21 protein-coding genes are annotated in these 26427 nt (G+C 46.5%); 4 read left to right on the top strand and 17 right to left on the bottom strand.

The window, feature by feature from the left end:
• Positions 1-42 precede the first annotated feature (42 nt).
• Positions 43-1611 carry a sigma-54-dependent Fis family transcriptional regulator gene (locus tag DESAL_RS07685; RefSeq protein WP_015851411.1) on the top strand — a complete coding sequence of 523 codons (1569 nt, stop codon included), beginning with the start codon at positions 43-45 and terminating at the stop codon, positions 1609-1611.
• A gap of 3 nt (positions 1612-1614) precedes the next feature.
• Entirely contained in the window at positions 1615-2199 is a 585-nt protein-coding gene (locus DESAL_RS07680) for a hypothetical protein (RefSeq protein WP_015851410.1), read from the top strand.
• Positions 2200-2253: 54 nt separating this feature from the next.
• On the opposite strand, the gene DESAL_RS07675 is transcribed toward DESAL_RS07680, so the two are convergent.
• The 12 genes from DESAL_RS07675 to DESAL_RS07615 form a co-directional block, all read right to left on the bottom strand.
• On the bottom strand, positions 2254-2877 hold the full coding sequence (locus tag DESAL_RS07675) for a 2-oxoacid:acceptor oxidoreductase family protein (protein ID WP_015851409.1): 624 nt from the start codon (positions 2875-2877) through the stop codon (positions 2254-2256).
• On the bottom strand, positions 2877-3713 hold the full coding sequence (locus DESAL_RS07670; protein ID WP_015851408.1) for a 2-oxoacid:ferredoxin oxidoreductase subunit beta: 837 nt from the start codon (positions 3711-3713) through the stop codon (positions 2877-2879). The genes DESAL_RS07675 and DESAL_RS07670 overlap by 1 nt, the downstream gene beginning before the upstream one ends.
• Before the next feature lie 2 nt (positions 3714-3715).
• Positions 3716-4867, bottom strand: a complete 1152-nt coding sequence (locus DESAL_RS07665; RefSeq protein WP_015851407.1) for a 2-oxoacid:acceptor oxidoreductase subunit alpha — start codon at positions 4865-4867, stop codon at positions 3716-3718.
• Positions 4868-4878: 11 nt separating this feature from the next.
• A complete protein-coding gene (locus DESAL_RS07660; RefSeq protein ID WP_041721750.1) occupies positions 4879-5208 on the bottom strand; it encodes a 4Fe-4S dicluster domain-containing protein in 330 nt (109 codons plus the stop codon).
• Positions 5209-5629: 421 nt separating this feature from the next.
• Positions 5630-8446, bottom strand: coding sequence for an EAL domain-containing protein (locus DESAL_RS07655; RefSeq protein ID WP_015851405.1), 2817 nt, complete (start codon positions 8444-8446; stop codon positions 5630-5632).
• A 116-nt stretch (positions 8447-8562) separates the two neighbouring features.
• On the bottom strand, positions 8563-9237 hold the full coding sequence (locus DESAL_RS07650) for a precorrin-8X methylmutase (RefSeq protein WP_015851404.1): 675 nt from the start codon (positions 9235-9237) through the stop codon (positions 8563-8565).
• Between the two features lie 3 nt (positions 9238-9240).
• Positions 9241-9894 (bottom strand): deoxyribose-phosphate aldolase, encoded by a 654-nt coding sequence (gene deoC, locus DESAL_RS07645; RefSeq protein ID WP_015851403.1) that lies wholly within the window; start codon positions 9892-9894, stop codon positions 9241-9243.
• A gap of 200 nt (positions 9895-10094) precedes the next feature.
• Positions 10095-10790: an amino acid ABC transporter permease gene (locus tag DESAL_RS07640; RefSeq protein ID WP_015851402.1), complete on the bottom strand. Its 696-nt coding sequence runs from the start codon at positions 10788-10790 to the stop codon at positions 10095-10097.
• Positions 10791-10802: 12 nt separating this feature from the next.
• Positions 10803-11504, bottom strand: a complete 702-nt coding sequence (locus tag DESAL_RS07635; protein ID WP_015851401.1) for an amino acid ABC transporter permease — start codon at positions 11502-11504, stop codon at positions 10803-10805.
• Between the two features lie 119 nt (positions 11505-11623).
• Positions 11624-12439 carry an ABC transporter substrate-binding protein gene (locus DESAL_RS07630; RefSeq protein WP_015851400.1) on the bottom strand — a complete coding sequence of 272 codons (816 nt, stop codon included), beginning with the start codon at positions 12437-12439 and terminating at the stop codon, positions 11624-11626.
• A 57-nt stretch (positions 12440-12496) separates the two neighbouring features.
• Entirely contained in the window at positions 12497-13225 is a 729-nt protein-coding gene (locus DESAL_RS07625) for an amino acid ABC transporter ATP-binding protein (protein WP_015851399.1), read from the bottom strand.
• A gap of 700 nt (positions 13226-13925) precedes the next feature.
• Complete coding sequence (locus DESAL_RS07615) at positions 13926-15665, bottom strand: DegV family protein (RefSeq protein WP_245543800.1); 1740 nt, start codon at positions 15663-15665, stop codon at positions 13926-13928.
• Positions 15666-15957: 292 nt separating this feature from the next.
• Here DESAL_RS07615 and DESAL_RS07610 point away from each other — a divergent pair, with 292 nt between their 5' ends.
• Together DESAL_RS07610 and DESAL_RS07605 are read left to right on the top strand one after the other, a co-directional pair.
• The gene (locus tag DESAL_RS07610; protein ID WP_015851397.1) at positions 15958-17127 is read left to right on the top strand and encodes an efflux RND transporter periplasmic adaptor subunit; all 1170 of its coding nucleotides are present in this window, start codon (positions 15958-15960) and stop codon (positions 17125-17127) included.
• A gap of 2 nt (positions 17128-17129) precedes the next feature.
• Positions 17130-20213, top strand: a complete 3084-nt coding sequence (locus DESAL_RS07605; protein WP_015851396.1) for an efflux RND transporter permease subunit — start codon at positions 17130-17132, stop codon at positions 20211-20213.
• A 66-nt stretch (positions 20214-20279) separates the two neighbouring features.
• Here the strand turns inward: DESAL_RS07605 and DESAL_RS07600 are convergent, their stop codons facing one another.
• From DESAL_RS07600 to DESAL_RS07580, 5 genes are all read right to left on the bottom strand, one after another.
• The gene (locus DESAL_RS07600) at positions 20280-20756 is read right to left on the bottom strand and encodes an STAS domain-containing protein (protein WP_015851395.1); all 477 of its coding nucleotides are present in this window, start codon (positions 20754-20756) and stop codon (positions 20280-20282) included.
• A 114-nt stretch (positions 20757-20870) separates the two neighbouring features.
• Positions 20871-21275 (bottom strand): STAS domain-containing protein, encoded by a 405-nt coding sequence (locus tag DESAL_RS19705; protein WP_015851394.1) that lies wholly within the window; start codon positions 21273-21275, stop codon positions 20871-20873.
• A gap of 251 nt (positions 21276-21526) precedes the next feature.
• Positions 21527-24517, bottom strand: coding sequence for a PEP/pyruvate-binding domain-containing protein (locus tag DESAL_RS07590; protein ID WP_041721746.1), 2991 nt, complete (start codon positions 24515-24517; stop codon positions 21527-21529).
• Between the two features lie 106 nt (positions 24518-24623).
• Positions 24624-25970, bottom strand: a complete 1347-nt coding sequence (gdhA, locus tag DESAL_RS07585; protein ID WP_015851392.1) for an NADP-specific glutamate dehydrogenase — start codon at positions 25968-25970, stop codon at positions 24624-24626.
• 78 nt (positions 25971-26048) lie between these two features.
• Entirely contained in the window at positions 26049-26390 is a 342-nt protein-coding gene (locus tag DESAL_RS07580; RefSeq protein ID WP_041721743.1) for a hypothetical protein, read from the bottom strand.
• Between the last annotated feature and the right edge of the window lie 37 nt (positions 26391-26427).

Here is a 26427-nt window from a genome sequence, read left to right as displayed (position 1 = left end):
AAGCTGCAATCTAAAAACAGCCTGGACGGCATGAGTAACGAAATGACTAGAAACGGACTGACGGAACGAGTGGACAATATTTATCTTTCAACTTTGAGTGAAATTCTTGACTCTGTAGCTCCCCATCATGATTTGGAACCAAGCCTCAATGCGATTCTTGAAGTTCTGTCCAAAGATCTCCACTTCCCGCGTGCATTCCTGGCCATTATGGACCCGGAATCGGAAAAGCTGAAGCTTTCCATTACCCATAGCCCAGCAAAAGACTACACAGCCACGTACGCACCGGGCAAAGGCGTTGTGGGTAAAGTATACGAAACGGGTGAATCTGTAATTATCCCCAGAATGTCTGATGATGATCAGATGCTCAATAAAGCTTTCAACAGGTCTGAAGAAGAGCAGAAGGCTCTTTCCTTCATCTGCGTTCCTGTAATAAGGACTGATTCAGACGGAAATCAGGAAGTAATCGGTGCTCTGAGCGTCGACTCCCCCATCCTGCCCATGGATGACCTGCATGAACACAAGCATTTCCTTGAAGTTGTAGCAGCCCTTATTTCCAATCAGGTTTCCCGCTTGCAGGAAGAAATGTCCCTGCAGGCCCAGATGCTTTCTCAGGGAATGATGCCCGGAGCGGTGGATGTTCCTCCACCGGCAGACTTCGTGGCCACTTCCAAAAGCATGAAGCAGGTTCTCCGGCAGGCCCGTCAGGTCGGCCCCAGCCGCGCTACCGCCCTGCTTAGAGGTGAATCAGGAACAGGTAAGGAACTCCTTGCCGAAGCGATTCATTCATGCAGCCCCAGAAGAGACAAGCCGCTGGTAAAACTCAACTGCGCTGCACTGCCTGCTGAACTGGTTGAAAGTGAACTTTTCGGACACCAGAAAGGTGCGTTCACCGGAGCTTACCAGAACAAACGCGGTCTCTTTGAAATCGCCAATAACGGAACTCTCTTCCTTGATGAAATCGGGGAACTTTCCCTTGACGCACAGGCCAAGGTACTGCGCGCAATTCAGGAAAAAGAAATCCAGCGTGTCGGTTCTGAACAGCCCATAGCTGTTGATGTTCGCCTGATCTGCGCGACACACCAGCCCTTGGAACAGCTGCTGCGTGACGGCAAATTCAGAGAAGACCTTTTCTACCGCATCAACGTTTTCCCTGTGTTTATTCCGCCTTTGCGTGAACGCCGTGAAGACATTCTGCCGTTGGCTGAAAAATTCCTCGACTTGTTTTCCGGTGAATACAATAAGGAAATTAAACGCATATCCAGCCCCGCAATCGATCTCTTCACCCAGTACCACTGGCCGGGGAACGTTCGTGAGCTGAAAAACTGCATCGAGCGAGCGGTACTCATCTGCGAGGAAGAGGTAATCAGAACTTACCACCTGCCGCCGACCCTGCAGACCGCGGAATCAACAGCCACCGACACCTCTCTTTCCTTTGGTGAGGCTGTAGCGAAGTTCGAACAGGAACTGTTGGTTGATTCCCTGAAAAAGGCACGCGGCAACATGCTGCAAGCCGCCAGAGACCTGCGAGTCAGTTACCGTATCGTTAACTACAAGGTTAAAAAGTACAATATTGACGTCAAGAAATACGCAGGCGCTAAAAAGAAAAAATAAAATATGCAAACAGTAAAGCTTGCCGGAAAAGGCGATCTTAAGCCTATCCTTTGCGCAGCTTTAAGTCTGCTGGTTTTAATTATTACGGGTTGTTCCGGTGCAAAAACAGCTCCGGGGCAACCCTTTGTCATTCCTTTTGACTCCTCCCACATAACTACGAAAAAGACCCTTTCCGTATCTGCATCACTTTCCCCCGATGGCAGCTCTGAAAGGGATTTTAAAACTATCACCCAACAGCACTACTACTTCGAAAGTAAAAATTGCACAGCAGAAGTCAGACTGCTCCTGAACCGCAAAGCCACTGTGGACATGCCTAAAATAGGAGACTGGTCAACCGTGTCTCTCGGGAATTGCCTGAGCAATGATCAAGGCGTAAAATGCTACACAGCACACATAGACTGCCATTTGGTACGTATGACCTTCATTCCTACCGGCAAACGCAGCCTAGCGGTTATCAGAGTGCGTAATCGAGCCCGTGAGCCACAGGAACTATGTGAACAATGGGACCCACTTAATCTCAGTCCAGACCAAGAGGAAGAAGTAAATACTTTCAACCGGACTTCTGACTCAATGTTTATCTTTAAATAAAAAAACTCCGACCAAAGGCCGGAGTTTTTTTATTTAATACTATGTCAGTCAAAACTAGATGGAATCGTAATCTGAATCCTCGTCCGAGACGATTACGGAATTATCCTTCCAAAGTTTTTCGGGATCACCAAAACTCTTCTTGGCTTCACGGAAGCCCATGTTGAATGCCTTGACGTTGATATCCCTGATCTTTGCAGGCAGAACTTCTTCAAGATTCTTGCGCATGGTGCGTTGCTGGGCAAATGGCAACAAGTAAGTTGCAGCACCCAGAACAATTGTATTCATAGCCTGAGGCAGCCCCAGCTTATCCTTTGCAAGCTTGGTGAACGGCAGACCGATAAACTGGTTAACGGGGGGCTGCTTGACCAGGTCGGTCTCAATCATAAGCAGGCCACCGGGCTTCAGGTTACGGTAATACATGTTACACGCTTCCTGACTCAGAGCGATAAGCAAATCAACGGATTCAGCCTTCGGGTAGCTGATCACACTGGAAGAAATTACCAGATCAGAACGGCTGGCACCGCCACGGGCTTCCGGACCATAACTCTGGGTCTGGGTCACAAAATAGCCGTGCCCAAGAGCCAGACCGGACCCCATAACTTTACCCAAAGTCAAAATCCCCTGACCGCCAAGACCGGAGAGGCGTATTTCAAATCTATCCAAAGATTGATTTTTCATTACGCACCTCCCTGACATCTAGCAGCCATTTCATAGAATTTTTCTTCCAGACCGGGCTCATCTTTCTGCACGAACACGCCGGAAGGAACCTTGTTGGCTTTTTCCGCTTCGCTAAGTTTTTCATAACGCTCAATGTCGATGACATCCTTCTTGAGCATTTTATACATATCCACCGGGGTTTTGTACTTATTCTTGCGTCCGTACTGGGTATGGCAGGGAGTAAGGATCTCCACTACACCAAAACCGGGATTGCTAATTCCGTCCATGATCATCTGGTCCAATTTCTTAACATGGAAAACAGTTCCACGGGCCACATAGTTGGCCTTAGCAGCAGAGCAAAGCTCCACGCAATCAAAACTCTGCTCCATCTGACCGAGAGGAGTCGTCATGGAGAATGAACCGGACGGTGTAGTCGGTGAACATTGTCCGCCGGTCATACCGTAAATGTTATTATTGAGAATAAGGGCAGTCACACCGATATTCCTGCGCGCTGCATGGATCAAATGGTTACCGCCGATAGCCATTGAGTCGCCATCACCCATAACCACGATAACGTGCATATTGGGTTTAGCCATCTTGATACCGGTAGCGAAAGTCAATGCACGGCCGTGTGTGGTGTGAACGGTATTAAAATCGACGTATGCCGCCAGCCTGCCGGAGCAACCGATACCGGCGACAACACAAACCTCGTCCTTGGACAGACCGAGACCGTGAATAGACCTGATCAGTGAACCGAGCACAATGCCATGCCCGCAGCCTGCACAGAAAACGTGCGGAAACTTCTTGTTATGCCTTAAGTACTCATGAATGAGCTGTGTACCTTTCATATCAACCATGACTACACCCGTGTTAAGACTTTGAGGATTTCAGCCGGGGTAATGATCTGCCCATCGACCTTATTGATTGTCCGCACGCTTACCTGACCATTATTGACCCTTTTCACTTCCCTTGAGATTTGTCCCATATTCATTTCAGGAACAACAAGGGTGCTGGCCTTGGCCATAACTTTCTCTGTCGCTTTCCTTGGATAAGGGAACAGAGTTGAAAGCTTGAGCAAACCGGCTTTTACACCCAGATCGCGGGCCTGCTTAACAGCAAGCTCAGCAGAACGAGCCACTGTGCCGTAAGCAATGACAACAACATCCGCATCCTCGGTATCCACTTCATCAACCAACTGCACATCGTGCAGGAACTGATCAATTTTGCGGAACAACCGTTCGTTCAGTTCACGAACTTCATCAGGGCGGGATGTGGGAAAACCATTGGTATCATGAGTCAACCCGGTAACATGGAAACGGTAACCGGAACCGATGGCCGGCATAGGAGGTACGCCACGCACGGTTTCTTCGTAAGGCTTATACCATTCCGGGGGCATCGTCGGTACAATACGGTTGAAGACCTCATACTCATCCTCATTGGGGATGATGATCTTCTCACGGGTATGAGCGGTAATCTCATCAATAAGCAGGATTACCGGAGTACGGTATTTCTCTGCAAGGTTAAAAGCCTCAATAGTATTATCAAGACATTCCTGAACATTTGAAGCTGAAAGAACTATAATGGAATGATCGCCATGTGTTCCCCAACGGGCCTGCTGCACATCACCCTGAGCCGGGGAAGTGGGAAGACCGGTACTGGGACCGCCGCGCATGACGTTAACAATTACCAGCGGAGTCTCGGTAATACATCCGTACCCCAAATGCTCCTGCATAAGGGAAAAACCGGGACCGGAAGTAGCAGTCATAGCTTTCCTGCCCGCCAGCGACGCACCGATAACCGATCCGAGTCCACCGATTTCATCTTCCATCTGGATAAATGAACCATTAGGGATGAGCGGTAATCTCTGAGCCATTATCTCCATAATCTCCGATGAAGGAGTAATGGGATAACCGCCGTAAAAGGTACAGCCTGCCAGAAGCGCACCTTCAACAACAGCCTCGTTGCCCAGAGCGAAAATCTCTTTGTTTCTTTTTTTTCTAGGTCTGGCCATGGAAATTCACCTTATCCCTTTTTTTTACCGGAACCGGTTTTTTCCGCAGCTCCGCCGGAAGCGGCAGGCACATCGGCTTTCCGGGCGGCCTTTTCAAGGACAGCCCTGCATACTGCTGGAATCTCGTCATCAACTTTAGGACGAACCATAATCGCGAAGTCCGGGCAATGCAGCTCACAGAATCCACAATTAATACATTCTTCCTCCCGGATAACGACCGCCTTACCCTGATCGTTCAACTCCATGACCTTTGCCGGACAAAAGGCTGCGCAAATGCCGCACCCCTTGCACCAGTCCGGAAAAATCGTAACCGTGCTATTTCCCTTACGTTTGACACTCATAACCTGATCCAGGTTGAGGGTGACTCTAATAATCCGTTCCTCTTCTCCCCTTGAACGGACCAACCTTGCCGACAGCCTCGTAAACTTATCTTTTTACTGGGCCTAAATTCGGCCCTAGCATGGTAATTCCGCACATGCAACAGGAATCAGAACTTTTATGGCAATATTATAAAATAAGCATTACTTAATTGACATGAATATGCTTTCTACATAGATTATGAAAGGATGGACATTTGTGTAGCAAATGACTTTTGATTGATTATACAATCATAGAATCTTCCCAAAAAAAAGAGTCGACAGAATGCCGACTCTTAAAATTTAAACTACCGATGCATTGGCAGAACAAACATTTTCTGAATATTACTTGCAGAAAAGTATGTAACACATATTTTCCAGATTTAATTAAGCATATTACCAACAATTAACTCAGCTTAATCTCATTCTTAAAAAAAGCTTCAACTTTGCTGCGGCTGATAGGTTTAGAAAATAAGTAACCCTGCCCGAATTCACAACCGAGATCACGCAAAGCGTCTTGCTGCTCAATCTCTTCCACACCTTCGGCAACAACGTTCAAACCAAGGTTGTGAGCAAGGTTAACTATTGCGCGGACAATCTCAAGGTTCTCGGTGGACTCATTCATTTTACGCACAAAACTGAGATCTATCTTCAGTTGATCAAGCGGAAATTCCTGCAAATTACTCATTGAGGAATAACCTGTTCCAAAATCATCGATGGAAACCAGAACACCGGCGGATTTAAGCCTGTTAAGCATATCCACTGACTGCTTGGCGCGCTCCATGATTGCCGTTTCAGTAATTTCAATTTTTAAATTACGGGCAGGAAGATCAAATTCGCTCAGCTTTGAAAGAATATTATCTACAAGTGCAGGCTGTGAAAACTGCCGCGGGGAGATATTAATGGACATCATCATCTCAGAAGCGGAGTCGTAATTAACCTGCCAACTTTTCATCTGACGACAAGCTTCACTGACAACCCAACTGCCAAGTTCGAAAATAAGGCCGGACTCCTCTGCCATAGGTATAAATTCACCGGGCATAACCAGACCGCGACGAGGATGCTCCCAACGGATTAAGGCTTCGAAGCCAACAACGCTTTGGCTTTGCAGAGAATAAATAGGCTGGTAATCCAGATAAAGTTCATCGCCGGAAAGCATTGCCGCCCGAAGATCACTCTCAAGCTGCATAGCCTGAACAGCCTCTTCCAGCATTCTTTTATTAAAGACCTTGATCCTGTCTCTGCCCGACTCTTTAGCCTGATGCATGGCAACGTTGGCATTCTGGATAATTTCTTCGGGCTTGTCATACTCAGTAGGGCTGAGCAAAACTCCGTAACTGGCCGCAATATTGATTTTATGCCCTTCGATCATAATAGGATCATTCAAGCAATCCCTTATGCGACGCACAATTCGGATACCTTCACGCGGGGAAGCAAGTTCCTCCAGCACTACAATAAACTCATCGCCACCGAACCGGGATACAGTATCCAGTTCGCGAATGGTTTGGAGCAACCGTTTGGAAACTTCCACCAGCAATTTATCGCCAATATTGTGCCCGAGGCTGTCATTAATGATCTTGAAGCGATCCAAATCCATAAAAACAACAGCAAAATAATAATTATCGCGACGGCGGGAGCGCTCAACAGCCTGAAGAATTCGATCACAACACAAGGTTCGGTTGGCGAGTCCGGTAAGCGGATCATGCAGAGCTTCGTACTGAAGCTGCTTTTCCATAAACTTGCGTTTTGTAATATCACGCAATGAAATTCTTAAGCCGAGCGAAGTACCGTCATCAGCAAAGACCTGATGCCCGGTAAGAGAAACCCAGCGCAACAGCCCGTCCCTACGGAAAAGACGCATATCCGTACCATCAGCAGAAGGAAATGTTCCACGTAAGGCCTTTTGCCAGAATTCCCGGTCATTCTTGTGTAGAATATGCTCTACCCTGACCGGACCTTCCATAAAATACGCTTTGGGGTAACCGGAAATGCGCTCACATGAAGGACTTACATATTTGACTGCTCCGGTAGGCCCGATCCACATTTCCCAGTCAAATGTATATTCGGCAATGGTCCTGTATTCCTCTTCGGAAGCACGCAGGGCCTTTTCCATCATTTTGTAGCCGGAAACATCAGTAACAAATGCAAAAGTCAGTTTTACATTGTCACTTTCAAAAAGATTGGTAGCATTGATAAAGATATCAACTTCACGTCCGTTACTATTAACAAAACTGAGTTCAAACTTGTGGGAATGCCCTTCGTTGTTACGAAACCTTTCCGCTGCAGTATCTCCTAGAATTGCTCCAATATCTCCACCAAGAACTTCTTCGCGTGTAAGGCCAATCATGGTGCAAAAGGCAGGGTTCACATCAAGCAGAATTGAAGATTCATCAATCATGAAAAAACCTTCAGCGGTAGTTTCCACCAACGCACGGTAGCGTTTTTCACTCTTAACAAGTGAACGGGCGGCTTTTTCACGCATAAGTATTTCACCCTGCAAGACCTTATTCACTTCCTCAAGCCTGCTTTCACGACTGGCGATCTCTTCGGTCATACGGTTGAACCGAGAACCGATCTCCAGCAATTCTATGTACTGAAATTCATCGAAACGGTATGAAAAGTCCCCCATGGCAACCTTATCCATCCCTTTACGCAAGCGTGCTATTGGATTTCGGATAAAATAATCCATGAGAAAACCGGTGATTATATAGATGACCGCAACCGAGGTAAGAAAAGTCAAACTGGATACAAACAGAATCCAGTCGAGATTGCGACGGTAGATCCTGCTGCTGAGCTCCATGCGGATGGAACCGATTTTTTCCTTGGATATATACAGATCACGAACACGGACAATAGGGTTGTCATCTTTATCGCCGGGGCGCACAAAGTTGAACAACACCTCACCGTTCATATCAACAATCTTGAGCTTGGCGAACTGTTCATTCTGGGTATAAGCACTACAGACATGCTTAAGTGAGCCCATATCGAAGTTCCAGATAGGAAAAGTAACTGATTTAGCTAACTGTTCAATATAGTTATCAGCTTTATCCTCATATTCCTGACGCAACATTTTAGAACGGCCAATGTATTCATACGCCGTTACCAAGCCGATAATAATGGCAAGCGCAAAAACAAGGCAGGCAGCCAGATCACGGGATATTGATCTTTCACCTTTTTTGAATTTCAATAATGAACTTTTTGAAGCGGTCGTATTCTCAGACATACCTTATTGCACCGGAACTAGCATTAACACTCGAAAAACCAATAGAATTGACTACAGTATTGTTTTCACAATTAACTTTCAAAGTCTATAATAATAATTTGTTACTAAGAAAAGGATCATATTTCTCCGCAAAGATTCTTCTCAGCAAGAACAACTTCTGCAAGAGCGTTAATTACGCATGCCGCAAGAGCTGACCCTCCTTTTCTGCCTTCGATAGAAATATAAGGAATTGATTCACAATTCATCAACAGAGCCTTGGATTCTGCCGCATTCACAAAACCGACAGGCATCCCGACCACCAACGCCGGAGGTGCCATCTTTCCTTCTTCGACAAGATTAACCAATCTGATGAGAGCTGTAGGAGCATTGCCGACAACATGGATTGCAGGCTTCAAAGACGATGCAGCCAGTTCAAGAGCTGCATGAGCCCGGGTAGTAGAATTCTTCTTAGCAGATGCAATAACTTCCGGGTCATTCATCAAACAACGAACCTCACACCCCAAAGGGGTCATCCGACGCATGGGGATACCGCAACGGGCCATTTCGGTATCCGTAGCAATCGTACACCCACCACGTAATGCGGCAAGACCGGCAGCAACAGCCCCCGGATGAAAACGCACGAGATCAATCAGTTCGAAATCAGCAGTAGTATGGACCATTCGCCTAGCTATCTGCCATTCAATACCTTCAAACCTGCGTGGTTCCGGGACTTCGGAATCAATAATTTCAAACGACTTTTTTTCAATATCACCGGGCTTTGCCACGGCCATAAGTTCTACTTTCCCGGACAAAAATTATCTCCTTATTATAGCAAGGGAAGAGGAAGTACCTATTCTGCTGGCTCCGGCTTGCAACAGCTCTTGAGCCTGTTCATATGTTTTAATTCCCCCGCTGGCCTTTACGCCGATATCATCGCCAACAACGGAACGCATAAGTTTAATATCGTCTACACAGGCACAGCCGGGAGCAAATCCGGTGCATGTCTTAACAAAAGAGGCACCCGCTGTCACCGCAAGATCGCAAGCGATCTTTTTCTGTTCATCATCAAGAAGGCCGGTTTCAATAATCGCTTTTACCGGAACGCCGCCAGCACCTTCCACGGTCATAAAAATATCATTCAGAAAAGCTTTACGGTCGCCGGCTTTTAAGGCTCCAATATTGACCACCATATCCAATTCACGGGCACCTTTTTCCACAGCACGCATGGCTTCGAGCATTTTCACTTCCGATAAAGTCGAGCCCGAAGGAAAACCGATTACGGAACAAACTATAGGCTTTTCACCTGCCAGCAACTCAGTTGCTCGGGCTATATGAGAAGGATGGACACAAACAGATGCAAAATCGTACTGCACAGCCTCCCGGCACAGCTGCTCAATATCTGCTGGAACCGCTGTAACGCTCAATAAGGTGTGGTCAATGTACGAAGCAAGTTTATCTATTTTGTCCATGTCCGCCTCCCGGCTTTAAAAATTAAAAACACGGTTCAGAGGCCGACAAAGAATGCCGTCCCTGAAACAAGACCATACTTCCCATTAGAACGACATTAATCGAATTAGAAATTCCGGTCAAAATAAAGTTACATAAGCGCAAAAGAAAACCCCCGCTCCATAAGAAGCAGGGGCAAAACAGTTCATTTTTTCTAAGATTGCTAACGATCTCTAGCCTGATACTTAGCCATATGCGCTTCCATCCGGCGACTGGCCCAAGTAAGCACGTAACAGACAATAAAGTAAAGAATCGCAATGGTAATAAAGATTTCCGTGGGTGCGGACAAAGTCCTGTTGTTAACCTGTGTTGCTGTACGGGTCAGCTCATTTACCCCGATAATATAAGCAAGGGAGGTATCCTTTGTCAGGGATACGAACTGGTTAACGAAAGAAGGAATCATATTGCGCAAAGCCTGCGGCAGAATAACGTAACGCATAGCCTGCACATGTGAAAGCCCGGTTCCGCGCGCAGCTTCCATCTGTCCCCTAGGCAGAGCGATAACGCCTGCCTTAACGATTTCACCGATATACGCACCAGTAAAAACGATAAAGGCGATCAAGGCACAGTGAAATTCCGGCAGAGATCTACCAAGCACAACAGGTGCGAGAAAATAAAACCAAAAGATAAGCATCAGCAGCGGCACACCGCGGATTACTTCAATATAGATTACAGAAACGGTTTTAACCGCCCTATTACGAGAAAGACGCATCAGACCTGCGGCAAGACCGATCCAGAAAGCACCGAAAATACCGAGCAATGCCAGAATAATACTGGCTGCCAAACCGCCGATAGGTCCGTCAGGAAAGGCGCCCCACAGAAAATAATCAAAGTTGTTCCAAACTACATCCCATTGCACGAGACGCCACTCCTAGTATTTAATTTGCAGCAGGAAATGCTTGTTATACATATTGATCATGAGTGACACGACCAATGAGATACACAGATAGATAACGGTCGCCACAGTAAAAGCTTCGAATCCGTGGAAAGTGTAGGATTCGATCTGACGGGCCATGTAAGTGAGGTCCATAACCCCGATAGTCATAACCAGTGACGAGTTTTTAATAAGGTTCAGCGACTGTGAAATAAGTGGAGGTATGATGATTCTGAAAGCCTGCGGCAGAATAACGTAACGATAGGCCTGCAGAAAGGAAAGCCCGGTTGCACGGGAGGCTTCCAGCTGGTTCTTGGGGATAGAGTTGATCCCGGCCCTGATTTCCTCGGCCACAAATGCAGCGGTATAAACGGTCAGAGAAATTACCCCGGCCGCAAATTCGAAATCATGATCATACAGCCATTCGTTTACCCCCTCAGGTAGGATGGCGTATGAGCCGAAATACCAGAAAAATATTTGGATCAGCAAAGGTGTATTTCTAAAAAACTCTACAAAAGCAAAGCTGAACCATTCAAATGGCTTGAACTTGGACATGCGCATAACAGCTACAATAGTTCCAAGGAGCAATGTAAATACGATAGACACTGCAGATATTTGAAGGGTAACTTTAACCCCGTCAATAATCCACTGCCCGTATTGTCCGCTAAGAACCAGATTCCAATCAAACTGATAATTCAAAACATCTATCCGTTGTTTTCGGGAAGACCGCGCGAACACGGTCTCCCCGTTATCTTACAGAACTAAAACCCAGAGCCATGTCTTCATTATGATATACACGACACTATAGGACTGTCGGCTTAGGGCCAAACTTCCATGTTCCAGGTGAGGGGCAGGTAGTACTTGGTGTCAGGACCGAACCACTTGTTGTATGCTTTCTTGTAGTCACCGGACTTCCACATTTTGATGAGAGCCTGGTTAACTGCATCACGGAAGTTGGATTCGTTCTCGGGAAGACCGATACCGTAAGGCTCGGGGGAGATGAACTCACCTACGATTTCCCATTTTTCGGGATTGGGATCGGAGTTTTTGAGGCCGAGAAGGATAGTGGAGTCAGTGGTTACAGCTTTAACTTTACCCTGCTTGAGAGCAAGCATTGCCTGGGGGTAACCTTCAAAGGAAAGAACTTTACAATCAGGCTGTGCAGCCATGATGTTCTGCTCGGAGGTAGAACCTTTAGCGGTACCTACTTTTTTGCCTTTCAGGTCAGCTACGGAGTTGATGCCGGCACCTTTTTTAACGAGCAGCTTCTGACCGTCCATGAAGTAAGTGATGGAAAAGTCGATGGTGTCGTCACGTGCAATCTTGTGAGTCATGGTAGCAGCAGCAAGGTCAATGGAACCCTGAACAACCATGGGGATACGGGTGGCGGAAGTTACGGGTTTGAACTCAGCCTTCACACCCAGTTCCTTGGCGATGTAATTACAGATGTCGATATCCAGACCAACGAGTTTCTTGGTATCTTCATCAATGTAACCGAAAGGAACAACGGCATCTTTAACGCCACACATCAGAACACCGCGGGCTTTAACTTCCTGCAGTTTGTCAGCCATTGCGACAGATGCGCAAAGAGCCATCGCCAAAACCATAGCAACAATAATTGAGAGTCTTCTCATCAGGGTCCTCCTGAAAAATTTAAGGTTACCTACCAATATCGCCGGCAAGTGCGATACTTACAATATCTCCTTCAAGAACATTTTTGCTCTTTCATGCTTGGGATTGCGAAAGAACTCCTCCGGAGGAGCCTGTTCGATAACTTCACCGCCATCCATGAAAATCACACGGTCTGCCACTTCACGGGCAAAACCCATTTCATGGGTAACGCAAAGCATGGTCATGCCCTCCCGGGCAAGGTCTTTCATTACGTTGAGTACTTCATTGATCATTTCCGGGTCCAGCGCAGAGGTAGGCTCGTCAAAGAGCATAGCCTTGGGCTTCATAGCCAGCGCCCTTGCAATTGCAACACGCTGCTGCTGTCCGCCGGAAAGTTCTGCGGGATACTTATGGGCCTGATCGTGAATCCCAACCCTTTCAAGAAGGTAAAGTGCTGTTTCCTCAGCTTCAGCCTTGGGAACATTGCGCACTTTCAGAGGTGCAAGGGTTACGTTATCCAATACGGTCAGGTGGGGATAAAGGTTGAACTGCTGGAAAACAATACCGATTTCGGCGCGCAGCTCATTAATATTTACACTCTTGTCAAGAATGTCCTTACCATCAAATGTAATTGTCCCTTTCTGGTAATCCTCAAGTCTGTTGATACAGCGGATAAAGGTACTCTTACCCGAGCCACTGGGACCGCAGATTACAAGTACTTCACCTTTATCAACATGGTCATTGATACCTTTTAAAACATGAAAATCCCCGTACCACTTATGGAGATTCTTGATTTCAATCATTGCCATAATGCTTAACTCCAACTCCCGTACTGTTTATTAAGTTCAGGACCGGCCGTGACTGTAAAAAAACGCATATATTGATGATTACGGCCGCCATTCTCCAAGCTCGTATTGATATCGCTCAGAATTCAAGAATGAGAGACTTTTATAGCCCAAAACGATGAAAAGTCAAGGAATTAACCCCTTTTTTCCATTTATGTACAATCGTAAAAATGATTTACCGAAGTTGCAAAACAAGGATGATTTTACACTTATTTCAGTATCACCAGAAACCTTCTTTTGGCGTAACCACGGGCATTTTGAAACTCAGACAACACATAACACCTTTAGTCGTACAAAGGGAATTAATATACAAAAAAGACAAATGTTTTTTTGCGTAAAAATGAAATTTAAATAATTTTATTCTTTTTTAATAAAATTTTGCAGAAAAACCCTACCCTTAAAATTTACATTCGCTCACAACAATTTGGGTCCTGAACCTCTGCCTCCTTTTAAAACAAGTGCTAAGCTCCACTGACAACATCATTTACTGCCCAAAAAGCAATTTGCCATAGTTGTAAATTTCTTGATTGATCAAACAATCTACATCTCAAACCATAGAGAAACATAGCACATCTGCGGACATCTGTGAAAATAAACAATCACAAAAAAAGCGGGAACAGGTTAAACCTGTTCCCGCTGAATCAGCTTGTATGGAATATCGAAATTATTCGTCAGTGATAAAAGCCACTGCACATGCTCCGGGACCGGAATGCAGTCCCAGCACAGGAGAAGCCTCAACAATAAACTCAGGCTCTGCGCCAAACTCAGCTTTCAGCACACGGCTGAACTTTTCTGCTGTCTCAGGAGCATCTGCGTGTGAAATGGCATACCTAAGATTAGCACGCCCATACGCATTGTCTTTAACTAGCTTGATCAAGGCATCTTCCTGACGCTTAACACCGAAAGACTTAGCAACAACCTTGGGATGACCTTCACCTGCAAACTGCAGGATGGGCTTAATATTCAAAGCCTTGGCGATCATGCCCTGTCCTTTGCTCAAGCGACCGCCGCGCACGGCATAATCCAGACAGTCAATGGTAACAAAAATCTTAACGTTCTCAACCGCTCTATCAGCAACCCTGCGGACCTCGGCGGCAGTAGCCCCCTTCTTGGCTGCACGAGCAGCTTCAAGAACAGGCAGACCAAGACCGATAGTCAGCATCTTACTATCAATAGCTGAAACATTGTCAAAAGGACTGCTTACAGTCAGGGCATTCTGAAATGTCCCGCTAAGCACTTTAGCAACGTGCAAAGAGACAACATCTTCATAATCAGAAGAAACTTTCGCGTAAGCACGCTTCATATCGCCGGGAGTCGGCTGAGAAGAAAGCGCTCTCTTTGCAGAAGGAAGAATTTTATAGAACTCACTGGAGCTGAGAGTAACCCGGTCGATGTAGTCATTCTCATCGATGGATAAACGCATGGGAACCACGCGGATATCATACTCTTCCAGAACTTCATCAGGAAGGTCGCAGGTACTGTCAGTAAGAATACCAACTGTGCGCTCATCCGCGAGGAGGCGTTTATGCTGAACCAGCATATCGTCAACCTTGCGTTTTACCACTTCACCGTAATTGCTTACGATCTTTTCTACTGCATCAGGGTCATTGGTATGGATATGAATCTTAACCGATGTGGGAGTCCCGGCAACGATCAGACTGTCACCCATTTCAGAGATGGCATCCCGAACAGCAACACGGTCAACATCCTGCCCCTTGAGAAGGAATTCAGTACAAAAGCGGAAATCAAGAGATTCAACCGCCACCTTATCCTGAACATTGGCAAAGGATTTTGAGTTGCGTGCATCAGGCAGAAAACTTCTTTCGATTTTGCCGTTTTCCAACAAATCGACAATACCTTCCAGCAGGTAGACAAACCCCTGAGCCCCGGCATCAACAACGCCGGCAGCCTTAAGTTCGGCTAACTTTTCAGTAGTACACTTTGCGGAGTTCCGCGCGTATTCAAGAGAATCGGAAAGCAGGTGATGAAAATCGCGATAGTTATCGCCATTAGCATGCAGGTGGGCAGCCCAATCACGGATAACACTAAGAATGGTTCCGTCTTTAGGGTCAGAAATGGCCTCACAGGAACGCTTGGCAGCCAAGGAAGCCGCCTGCGCGAAATCTGCGGGAGAAAGCTTAGGCATATCTTTCACGCCTTCAGCGAATCCACAAAGAAACTGTGCCAGAATAGCACCGGAGTTTCCTTTAGCACCGTCAAGGGCGGATTCCGCAATCATGGCGGTCATTTTTTCGATGGAGCGCTCCACAGATTTACCGGTGGAACTTACTATGTTGCGCATCGTGCCGGCCATATTGGCCCCGGTATCACCATCGGGAACCGGAAACACGTTGATAGCATCCAAATGCGGGGAATTGGCTATCAGTTTGCTTGCGGCGGCCACAACTCCCCTCCTGAAGCGGACACCGTCAACATAGTCAATTTTCACAGTATTTGCTGTAGTCATATATAAAAAGAGCTAAATATTTTTTTTAAAGTGGCAAAATTAACGTTGTAACAATCGTCACAAAAAGCAGCTTCTTCCTGCATGCAATATGAACAAAAATCAAGTTATTATATAAATAAATTCATTTGTGTTTTTTTCAAACAAGCAGAAATAAACATCAACTGACTTTTAAGAATATATAAATTAGGATATATAACAATTATATATCAGCAGTAAGGAGATTTTGCCCATGCCTCGGATTAAACCATCCCCCGCAATACATTATATCCAACGCTTCACACCTCTATTGCTCTGCGTGTTGTTTTGCTTCCTGCTTTCAGGATGCAAAGATGATAAAGAGGCTACTGGTGGCTACCCACCCGCCCCGGTAACTGTCGCAAAAGCTGAACTTAAAAATACACCATACTATCTAACCGCTATCGGAACAGTGAAAGCTGTGGACACTATCACCGTCCGCTCAAGGGTTACTGGATACCTTAGCAGAATATTCATTGATGACGGGCAATATGTGACTAAGGGGCAGCAGTTATTTACTATGGACCCTTCTCCTTATGAAGCCTCCATAGGACAGCTAAAAGCAGAACTTGCTTCCGACATCACCAAATACGAACAGGCCAAAAAAGACTACAACCGCTACCGTGACCTTGTGCGGCGTAAAGTTGTCAGTGAAGAAGATTTCGAAGAAAAACGTCTGGACATGAAAACCGCCAGTGATGCTATCGCCGTAACCAAGGCCAAGCTCACTGATGCCAAAAATGACCTTAACTACTGCTTCATCCGTTCCCCCATTAACGGTCTTGCAGGATACGTAACACCTACTGAGGGCAACCTGATTGAAGAAAACAAAGACGAGCTGGTCGTCATCAACAAGATTTCGCCTATTGCTGTAAACTTCTACCTGCCACAAAAATATCTGGCAGAAGTGCAAAAATATTCAGCAAACAAAACCCTTGAAGTTCTTGCAATCACTGAAGGACGCGACAACCCTGAGAGCGGCGAGCTGACCTTCATTGATAATAATGTGGACACCAAAACAGGAACAATCTGGATGCAGGGACGTTTTGCCAACACGGACAAAGCTCTCTGGCCCGGTAATTACGTAGAAATACGGCTAAAACTCTATGATGAAAATGTAATTAATATCCCTATGGAGGCAACCTGCACCGGGCCGAATGGTAAGTTTATTTGGATAGCACACAGTAACAATACCGTTGATATGCGTCCGGTCACAGTTGATCGCAGAGCAGGCAAAGTGGACATAATCACTGACGGTCTTAAGGATAAAGAAAGCATAGTTACTGATGGTCAATTGCGCCTTTACCCCGGTGCAGCCATTACAATTAAAGGAAAAACAACTAACTCAACGACACCTTCAGCCCATGCAAAGAACGGTGAATAACCATGAATATCACCGAACTTTTCATCAAACGTCCGGTCATGACCTCTCTTGTGGTCATCGGCATGGTCTTTTTCGGAATAGTTGGCTATCTAAGGCTTCCGGTAAGTTATCTGCCTGCGGTTGAATTCCCGACCCTGCAGGTTACCGCCACCCTGCCCGGAGCCAGTGCTTCCACTATGGCTTCATCAGTAGCAACTCCGCTGGAAAAAGAATTTACCTCTACCCCGGGACTGCGCTCCATGAGTTCCGTAAACTCACAGGGGCAGACCCAGATCACCCTCCAGTTCGATCTTGACCGCGACATTGACGGCGCGGCATCGGACACACAGGCTGCTATTTCACGAGCCAGCGGGAACCTCCCTACCGATCTTCCGCAGCAACCATACTATGAAAAAGTAAACCCAGCAGATGACCCGGTGCTGTATATGGCTATCTGGTCGGAATCAATGCCGTTATATAAGGTTAATGAATATACTACGACCTTTCTGACCGACACTATTTCCATGGTGAACGGTGTTTCCAAGGTTGAGGTATACGGAGAATCCAAACTGGCAGTACGTGTACGCGTAAATCCGGAAAAACTAGCCGCACGAGGCATGAACATTGATGATATCCGGCAGGCCATAGCCGAGCAGAACGTGAAAGAACCGGTCGGTACACTGGACAACAAAATGCAGTCCGTAACCATAGAATCCACCGGACAGCTGAAGAATGCAGATGAATTCATGCCGATGATTTTTGAATCGGAAGAAGGCAGGACAGTACGCCTCTCCGAAGTCGGTGAAGTTATCAACTCTGTGCAATCGGATAAATCCGGTTCATGGATTGACGGCAAGCGCGGCATTGTTATCGCCATCAAAAAACAGCCCGGATCAAATACAATTCAGGTATGCGAAACCATCAGGGAAATGTTGCCGACCATCCGCAACCAGATCCCTGCCGGAATTCAGATGAAGGTCCTCTATGACCGTTCCGAGCCCATCAAGGAAGCGGTTGACGATGTACAGGTGACCCTGCTGCTGGCAATATTCTTTGTTATCTGTGTTATCTTCTTTTTCCTGAAAAACCTTTCCGCCACTATCATCGCTTCTGTGGCTGTCCCGGTATCCATCGTCTTCACCTTTGCAGTCATGTATGTGCTGGACTACTCACTGGATACCCTTTCACTGCTGGCCTTGACGCTCTCTGTAGGCTTTGTTGTCGACGATGCTGTGGTTATGATTGAGAATATTGTCCGTCATCTGGAAATGGGTAAGAAGCCGTATCAAGCCGCTCTTGATGGAGCGAAACAGATCACCTTTACCATTATATCCATGACCCTTTCTCTGGCGGTCGTTTTTATTCCACTCATGTACATGTCCGGAATCATCGGACGTATCCTGCATGAATTTGCAATGACCATTACTGTGGCAATCCTCGCCTCGGGCGTTGTTTCCCTAACCATGACCCCCATGCTTGCCAGCCGCATTCTCAAACCCGGAAGCAAGCTTTCCGAATCCGATCCCATATTCGATTTCCTGCTGCGCATGTATGACCGCTCCCTGCATTTTGTCATGCGTCATCGAGCATGGACTATGGGTGCAGCAGGACTTATCCTGCTGGCTACCATCCACTTTTTCATGGTCATCCCCAAAGGATTTCTGCCCACCGATGACATGAGTTATTGTCAAGGATTCGCACAGGCCAAGCAGGGAATTTCCTACAATGCCATGAAAGATCATATCAAAAAACTTGAGCCGATCCTCATGGACGATCCGAATATTAAAAGTGTCATTACCGTGGCCGGAGCGCCCATCCAGAACCAAGGGTATGTTTTTCCCATGCTCACACCGCCGGGTGACCGCGATATGACTGCGGATCAGGTAGCCCGCCAGCTCATGTATAAATTGAACAATGAACCGGGCATCATGGTCTGGATTCAAAACCCGCCCATGATCAGGCTGACCGCAAAATCAACTAAAAACCTTTACCAGTACACAGTGCAGGCCCCTGATCAGCAGGAGCTCTTTTCAATTGCTCCCAAATTTGAAATGCAGATGCGTCAGATTCCGTTCCTGACCGGACTGACCTCGGACCTGCTGGATCAGAATCCGGAACTCTGGGTCAAGATAGACCGAGACAAGGCTTCCTACTACGGAGTCACCGCTCACGATATCGAGAACACACTCAACTCTGCATATTCTGAACGCAAAGTTTCAACCATTTACGGAGACACAGACCAGTACTGGGTAATTCTCCAAGTGATGCCATACAACCAACGCGATCCACGTGACCTGATGAAACTGCATGTCGCCAACAAGAACGGCGACCTGATCAGGCTGGACAACCTTGCCAACTTTGAAGAGAAACCCGGCCCCATGCAGGTCAACCATACCGGAATGCTGCCTTCGGTAACCTACTCCTTCAACATTGCTCCGGGCTATTCCCTGAGTGATGCAACTGCGGCCATTAACGAACTGGCCCTCAATAATCTGCCGGATACCGTTGTTTCGAACTTTGAAGGCACTGCCGATGAATTCCAGAAATCAATGTCCAGCGTCTATTTCCTGCTGGCTATCGCGATCTTTGTCATCTTTATGATTCTGGGAATTCTATATGAAAGCTACATCCATCCCATCACCATTATCTCCGGCTTGCCATCAGCGGCAATCGGAGGACTTTTAACCCTGACCATCTTCGGTAAGGACCTCGACCTGTTTGGCATTGTCGGGGTCATCATGCTTATCGGTATCGTTAAGAAAAACGCAATTATGGTGGTGGACTTTGCCCTTGAAGCCGAAGAAAAAGACAACCTTTCCCCGGCAGAAGCGGCAATGAAAGGCTCGTTGGAAAGGTTCCGTCCAATAATGATGACCACTATTGCAGCTATCGCCGGAGCCATGCCTATCGCTCTGGGCCTTGGTGCCGGGGCACAGGCCCGTCAGCCCATGGGCCTTGCAATTGTGGGCGGTCTGATTCTCTCACAGGTAGTAACCCTTTACCTGACCCCCGTCTTCTACACCTATATGGATTCGTACCAGAAGTGGTCCTATGAACGTGGTCGGGCCAAACGTGATTTACTCGGCATTCCACATGAAAAGGATTAAACGCCAAAAAGAAACCCCGACTCTAAACAACTAGAGTCGGGGTTTCTCAATACGTATGATAGTTATCTACCAGTCCATCATCCGTACTGCATGCTTCATATCTGGAGCAAATTTAAGGAAACGATCCATGTACAACATCTCAAGGTTCTTCATGATCCTTTCAGGGACATCGGTAAAAACAACCATTCCCCCGTTTCGATCCGCTGTCTTATGGGTGTTGATGAGCATTCCAAGGCCGACACTATCGATCAAACTTGCATACCTGAGGTTGATGATAATTTTGCAGCCCTGCTCAGCAGCTGCGCTATAAATTCTATTCTTGAAGAACTTCACAGTGGAATTACTGATCCGTCCCTTGGGTGCAAAAATGGTGAACTCCCCTTTCTGGCGCTCAATAAAATCAAACTGAGCATCAAAAGCCTGATTAACCACAGAGTCGAGACTCTGCATAGTGTCAGAATTTTGCCCCTCTACCTTTTCCTTTAACTTCAAGGCATTGGCCCCGAGGCCGCTGCGCTTCACACTGTCATTTATGCTAGTCATAGCTGGGATAATGCATCATAAATGCCAATACTCAAGCTAACGTGTTATAAATTTAGCAAATAAAAAAGCGAACCTGAAAACAGATTCGCTTCGAAAAAACATATGCATTAAAAACTACCAGTTAAAATCACCTAAAGCGGAGTCAACATTAGGACTAAAATTCAAGTACTTATCCATATGCAACATCTTCATATTTTTGAAAATAAAATCTGAGAGATCACAAAAGACAATTTTTCCGCCATAGTCATCCGCTTTTTTATGGGCAGCAATCATTACTCCTAACCCGACACTGTCTATTGATTCAACATTGCTGCAAGACATAACAATTTTACAGCCTTCATCACGACTCAAATTATATAGCTGATCTCTGAACAACGATACGGTTGCAGTATTAAGACTCCCTTTAGGGCTTAAAACCACAATGTCCTCAATCCAATTTTCCGTGAAATCAAATTGGACAGGCTCCATCTCGTCCTGTCTGGAGACATAATCATCTGTTACGCCATTGAAATTGCGCATTGTAAACCTGCATTAAAGCATATTAATCATGAAAAAAGTTGAAATATAGACAAAAAAATTATGCGGCACGAATTGGAAGAACTTAGAAAATCTTTTTATCACAAACCCATATTGTATGAGCATCCACTCATGAGAGTGTGTATACACAAGAAGGAGTCACAAAGAAAGAATAAAAAAACATTCAAAAAAGAATGGAAAAAACTTTATGTCTGTAGATGATTATCAAAAATGATCTTGCGTATAAGGGAAATTTATTCCGCAATGCACTCACGCAGCAGGCAATAATCTTCACTTCCCTTAGCAGGAAGGATTACTCCCTGAGAACTGCGCCCATCGACTTTGAGTATGACCGGAGCGGGCAGCCGTAAATGACTTATAAATTCGCCTTTTTCAATGGTCGGCTGGTTTTGGAACCATTCCCAGTTCATAAAATCGCCGGGCTTATCAAGTACCATCAAATAATTGATGCCCAAGGTCGTTATATTATGAAAGAAATGAGATCCCTGTGACGGCTCGACTTTAAGCTCATCGCAGGAAGTCTCAATGATTGCAGAAACATTTGAAATATCAGGCCACTCTACCGGAATGCCCAGCCAATGGTCAGCTGATCCCCAACGTCCCGGCCCGGCCAACAGGTATTTGCGATTCTGTTTAATAAGACGGTTGTTTATAGCTGATATTTCCATGGCTATCTGTCTGGTCTTAGCCACATCGAATGAATCCGGCCGGACAATAAGCAAATCTACGATGTCATCCTTTTCGGAGTTACCTAAAGCATGGCTGGAAACACAAACTGCGTCCTTCAATTCCTGATCGGATATATCAATACGGTTGAGGTCGGCGCGGGCACTCATGGGCCGGAGTTGCAAAAGGTTGAATTCCGGCTTGCGACCGTCCTCGAATATGTTGATACAAAATTCCATCTCCACCGGACCGCCCATACCGTTTTCAGCCAGCTTGAGCACATCAGTCAGCACGCCCGGAAGAGGAAGCAGCTTATGCTTTAATACCGGAGCAAAAAGCACAACCTTGGGTCCGGGGATTGCAGCCGTATCCCTGATTCTACCCTCATCAGCCAGATAGGTGGAGGCCAGCCTGCGGACCGGAACCGAATCTTCAAAGTCCGCAATATCAAGTTTTTCGAGGTTGGCATCACCGTGGATGTCATACACTTCGCCATTGCCCAGGCGCAGCCCGTAAAAAGAAGTCTGCGCATTCTTAAGTGAATCCTGCAAGGTCGGGCATTGAGGCAGAATCTTCGGGTATTTGGGCGAAAAGCGAATACACTGCTCACCGTCCACCACGGATTTACCGATACCGAGGGCAATCGTTGCCACCCCGTGCTCCGGTTTCATCTTACCGAAAGGATAATAATTGTAAGATTGCCCTACTCCGGAAATAGCTGGAAAGTAGTAATCGCCATACTGCTGCCCTGCGACTTCCTGAATGATTACTCCCATTTTTTCTTCATCTGTGCGCTGATTAACCCGCTGGGAAAAGGATTTAGGAGCTTTGTAATAAGTAGATGCCCAGACCAGCTTGATAGCATCAACGAGCTGCTTCAAACGTTGTTCAATATCCGAATGATCATTGGGAATCATGTAGGTTTGATACAAACCTGCGTATGCCTGATACTGTGCATCTTCCAACAAACTGGATGAACGGATGGAAAGCGGATATTTTACTTCCTTTAAATATGCCCAGAGCTGAGCCTCAATCCAACCGGGAAAGAAAGCCTCCCTGAAAATATCAGCCACTTTATCATCTTCAAGGTCGGTGGTCGCAAGATACGAAAGGTCATTCATCTCCATAAAATCATCAAAACCGGAAGTACCGATGGTCAGGGTACGCGGTGCGGTAATGACCACTTCTTCATACTTTTCATGCAGCCATGAGTTACGGGCCAACATTGAACAGATGAAGGCCATTCCGCGAGCCTTCCCCCCCAGCGAACCGGCACCGATCTTCAAAAAATCCGTATCCGGGTCAAAATCTTTCGGGTTGAACGAAACAATGACCCCCTGCTGCCGCTGCAAACGCCTCTCCCTGATCAGGGTAAGCATATGCTCGCGGTGAGTTTCCACATCAGGAAAATCCTTTTCCCGTAAGGGCCTTATTCTATTTGCAAGAGCTATTTCCGTACGGGCATAAAACCAGCGGGAAAAATCATTAAGCTGGCAGTGCCGCATGAAAATATCTTTCGGAATCTTACGAAGAGTTTTCTCCAGAGAATAAAGACTGGAAGCACGCGCCACCTCATTATTTTCAAGATCGCGGAAAATGAAATCGCCGAACCCCAGATGCTCCATTACAAACTTACGGACCTCGGACATCAAATCAGGTGAGTTCTTATCAACAAAACAAGCCGGGACAGCCGCGGCACGTTCTTTGTTTTCAGGCTCATTACTGGTCAGCAGCAAAGGGATATCATCACGGCGTTCTTTGATACTCTTAAGCAGTTCTATGCCGGAATTACCGTCCAGAATGCCCATACGAGGGAATCGAACATCAGAAATCACACCCAGAATATACGGCTCATACTTCTCAAAAAGGACCATAGCCTCTTCGTAAGTTCGGGCGGTCAATATTTTAGGACGCGCCCTCATGGTCAGCAGACGGTGTTCTGAGTTCAGACCTTCTTCAAGCACAGCCTGAGTCTGACGGACCAACTCTTTATAAAGAATTGGCAAAAACGAGGCCAGATAGCGCGGAGAATCTTCCACAACAATAATGACCCTGATCCCGACCTCGGAGGTGTCATGTTCTACATTAAGCAGATCCTCCAAGTTCTTGACCATAGCCACCAGCAGTTCAGCATCACCGGACCAGACAAACTGACGATCCGTGCCGTCACAGAAAGTTTCATCGTTAACGGCAAGTTGCTTATGGGCCAGCATTGCCACTGGAATGCCCGGAATTTTATCTTTGATGCGCCGCCCCATATCGCAACAATCCATATTGGTCAGGTGAGGCATGATAATGACAAGGTCGAAGAATCGCACATCAAGCAATTCCAGAGCTTCTTCAATATTGGAAACCCATGTAAGACGAGGGGGACGGCTCAGGTTCAGACCACGGTATTCGCTGACGATGCGTTCGGAAATTCGGCTATCTTCTTCCATGACCCAGGCATCATAAGGGCTGGAAATCAACAAAATATCCCGCACCTTAACCTGCATCAGGTCATGATAAAGGCTGAATTTACGGCTCTGCCCGCCCAAAAATCTCATTTTGTCTTCCATATGATGCCCCGCAGCTGGATAATTCAAAAAAAGGCGGACAGCGAAATCATCGCAGTCCGCCTTTTTTGGTCAGATTCGTTATATTACAATATAATATGAAACTGTTTTATACAACACCCTGATCCAACATAGCCTGTGCGACCTTTACGAAACCTGCGATGTTCGCACCGTTAACGTAGTTGAACGGAGTTCCGTAATGCTCGGCAGTATCCATGCAGGACTTGTGGATATTATGCATGATGTGCTTGAGGCGATTATCAACTTCCTCACGGGGCCAGTTGAGGCGCATACTGTTCTGGCTCATTTCAAGACCGGATACGGATACGCCGCCTGCGTTTGCAGCCTTACCAGGACCATAAAGCATTCCGGCATCAAGAAAAATTTCGATGCCTTCGGGCATAGTCGGCATGTTTGCACCTTCAGAGACAACACGCACACCGTTAGCTACGAGGTTTGAAGCATCCTTGCCGTTAATTTCATTCTGGGTGGCAGAAGGGAATGCGCAGTCGGCCTTATGGTTCCAAAGCGGATTGTAATCCAGATCAGGATCAACTGGGACGTAGACTGCTTCAGAATACTTCTCAGCATATTCCTTAACCCTACCGCGACGTACGTTCTTGAGCTGCATAATGTAATCAAGCTTCTCGCGATCAACACCCTTTTCATCATAGATGTAACCGGAGGAATCAGAGAACGTGACCGGAGTACAGCCGAGTTCAAGAAGTTTTTCCATGGTAAACTGGGCTACGTTACCGGATCCGGAAACCAGGGCTGTCTTACCATCAAAAGTCTGTCCCTGAGCGTTAAGCATCTCAGCTGCGAAATATACAGAGCCGTAACCGGTGGCTTCAGGCCGGATCAGACTGCCGCCCCAATTAAGCCCCTTACCGGTCAGCACGCCGGTAAACTCGTTACGAATTTTTTTATACATACCGAAGAGATAACCGATTTCACGGGCACCAACCCCGATATCACCGGCAGGGATATCAGTATCCGGTCCGATATGACGGGAAAGCTCAAGCATGAAACTCTGGCAGAAACGCATCACTTCCATATCCGACTTACCCTTAGGATCAAAGTCAGACCCGCCCTTACCGCCGCCCATGGGCAGAGAGGTCAGAGCATTCTTGAAGACCTGTTCAAATGCCAGAAATTTGAGAATACCGAGGTTAACCGAGGGGTGAAAACGTAAACCGCCCTTGTAAGGACCGATAGCACTGTTCATTTCAATGCGAAACCCGCGGTTGACGTGCACATCGCCGTCATCATCAGCCCACGGCACGCGAAACATGATTACCCGTTCCGGCTCGACAATCCGTTCCATAATCCCGGCACTGCGGTATTCGGGATTGCGGTCAAGAACAGGCTTGATGGATTCAACAACCTCACTCACAGCCTGATGGAATTCACGTTCATTGGGGTCCCTATTTTTGACCAGTTCCAAAATTTCCATGCACAGCCTCCTAATCGGCCTTAAGCAGTTGATATGAAATTAACATCCAAATAAATTTTCAATTCCTTTATTCCACCACTAACCAACTAAGTCCACACATCTTTTTACAAAATAACAAGATTTTTCCATCTTTTTTTTGCTAATTTTGTTTTTTTTGATCAAACAATCAAACCAATTAGAATCCAATTGTAACACAAACAGGTTGACAGTGAGTAAATGCTTACTGTAGACAAAAATCATGAACACCAACAAAGCTCTATTTTTCTTTTTTAACTTTTTTAGCTTTACCAGCCCTGTGGTCTGGAGGTGTTCACTCGCGTAAGCGATAGTTGAAAGAGTTTTCTCCCAGGCCGCAGGCAACCAGCCCGCGGCCTTTTTTATTTCCTGCCCCGGGTTTCCACAAACCGCCTGCTCCTCCAAAAAACTCCATAATTTCAGCTAAGCACTGCATTTTTAC

It is taken from the genome of Maridesulfovibrio salexigens DSM 2638, from assembly GCF_000023445.1.
GTDB classification, from domain to species: Bacteria; Desulfobacterota; Desulfovibrionia; order Desulfovibrionales; family Desulfovibrionaceae; genus Maridesulfovibrio; species Maridesulfovibrio salexigens.
Note: the sequence above shows the minus strand (reverse complement) of the source record. Positions and strands in the feature narration are given on the sequence as shown.

Excerpts from the sequence above, each read along its gene's own strand:
- DESAL_RS07685 (WP_015851411.1), top strand. The coding sequence starts at position 43 with ATGACTAGAAACGGACTGACGGAACGAGTGGACAATATTTATCTTTCA.
- DESAL_RS07680 (WP_015851410.1), top strand. The coding sequence starts at position 1,615 with ATGCAAACAGTAAAGCTTGCCGGAAAAGGCGATCTTAAGCCTATCCTT.
- DESAL_RS07675 (WP_015851409.1), bottom strand. The coding sequence starts at position 2,877 with ATGAAAAATCAATCTTTGGATAGATTTGAAATACGCCTCTCCGGTCTT.
- DESAL_RS07670 (WP_015851408.1), bottom strand. The coding sequence starts at position 3,713 with ATGGTTGATATGAAAGGTACACAGCTCATTCATGAGTACTTAAGGCAT.
- DESAL_RS07665 (WP_015851407.1), bottom strand. The coding sequence starts at position 4,867 with ATGGCCAGACCTAGAAAAAAAAGAAACAAAGAGATTTTCGCTCTGGGC.
- DESAL_RS07660 (WP_041721750.1), bottom strand. The coding sequence starts at position 5,208 with ATGAGTGTCAAACGTAAGGGAAATAGCACGGTTACGATTTTTCCGGAC.
- DESAL_RS07655 (WP_015851405.1), bottom strand. The coding sequence starts at position 8,446 with ATGTCTGAGAATACGACCGCTTCAAAAAGTTCATTATTGAAATTCAAA.
- deoC (WP_015851403.1), bottom strand. The coding sequence starts at position 9,894 with ATGGACAAAATAGATAAACTTGCTTCGTACATTGACCACACCTTATTG.
- DESAL_RS07630 (WP_015851400.1), bottom strand. The coding sequence starts at position 12,439 with ATGAGAAGACTCTCAATTATTGTTGCTATGGTTTTGGCGATGGCTCTT.
- DESAL_RS07625 (WP_015851399.1), bottom strand. The coding sequence starts at position 13,225 with ATGGCAATGATTGAAATCAAGAATCTCCATAAGTGGTACGGGGATTTT.
- DESAL_RS07610 (WP_015851397.1), top strand. The coding sequence starts at position 15,958 with ATGCCTCGGATTAAACCATCCCCCGCAATACATTATATCCAACGCTTC.
- DESAL_RS07605 (WP_015851396.1), top strand. The coding sequence starts at position 17,130 with ATGAATATCACCGAACTTTTCATCAAACGTCCGGTCATGACCTCTCTT.
- DESAL_RS07600 (WP_015851395.1), bottom strand. The coding sequence starts at position 20,756 with ATGACTAGCATAAATGACAGTGTGAAGCGCAGCGGCCTCGGGGCCAAT.
- DESAL_RS19705 (WP_015851394.1), bottom strand. The coding sequence starts at position 21,275 with ATGCGCAATTTCAATGGCGTAACAGATGATTATGTCTCCAGACAGGAC.
- DESAL_RS07590 (WP_041721746.1), bottom strand. The coding sequence starts at position 24,517 with ATGGAAGACAAAATGAGATTTTTGGGCGGGCAGAGCCGTAAATTCAGC.
- gdhA (WP_015851392.1), bottom strand. The coding sequence starts at position 25,970 with ATGGAAATTTTGGAACTGGTCAAAAATAGGGACCCCAATGAACGTGAA.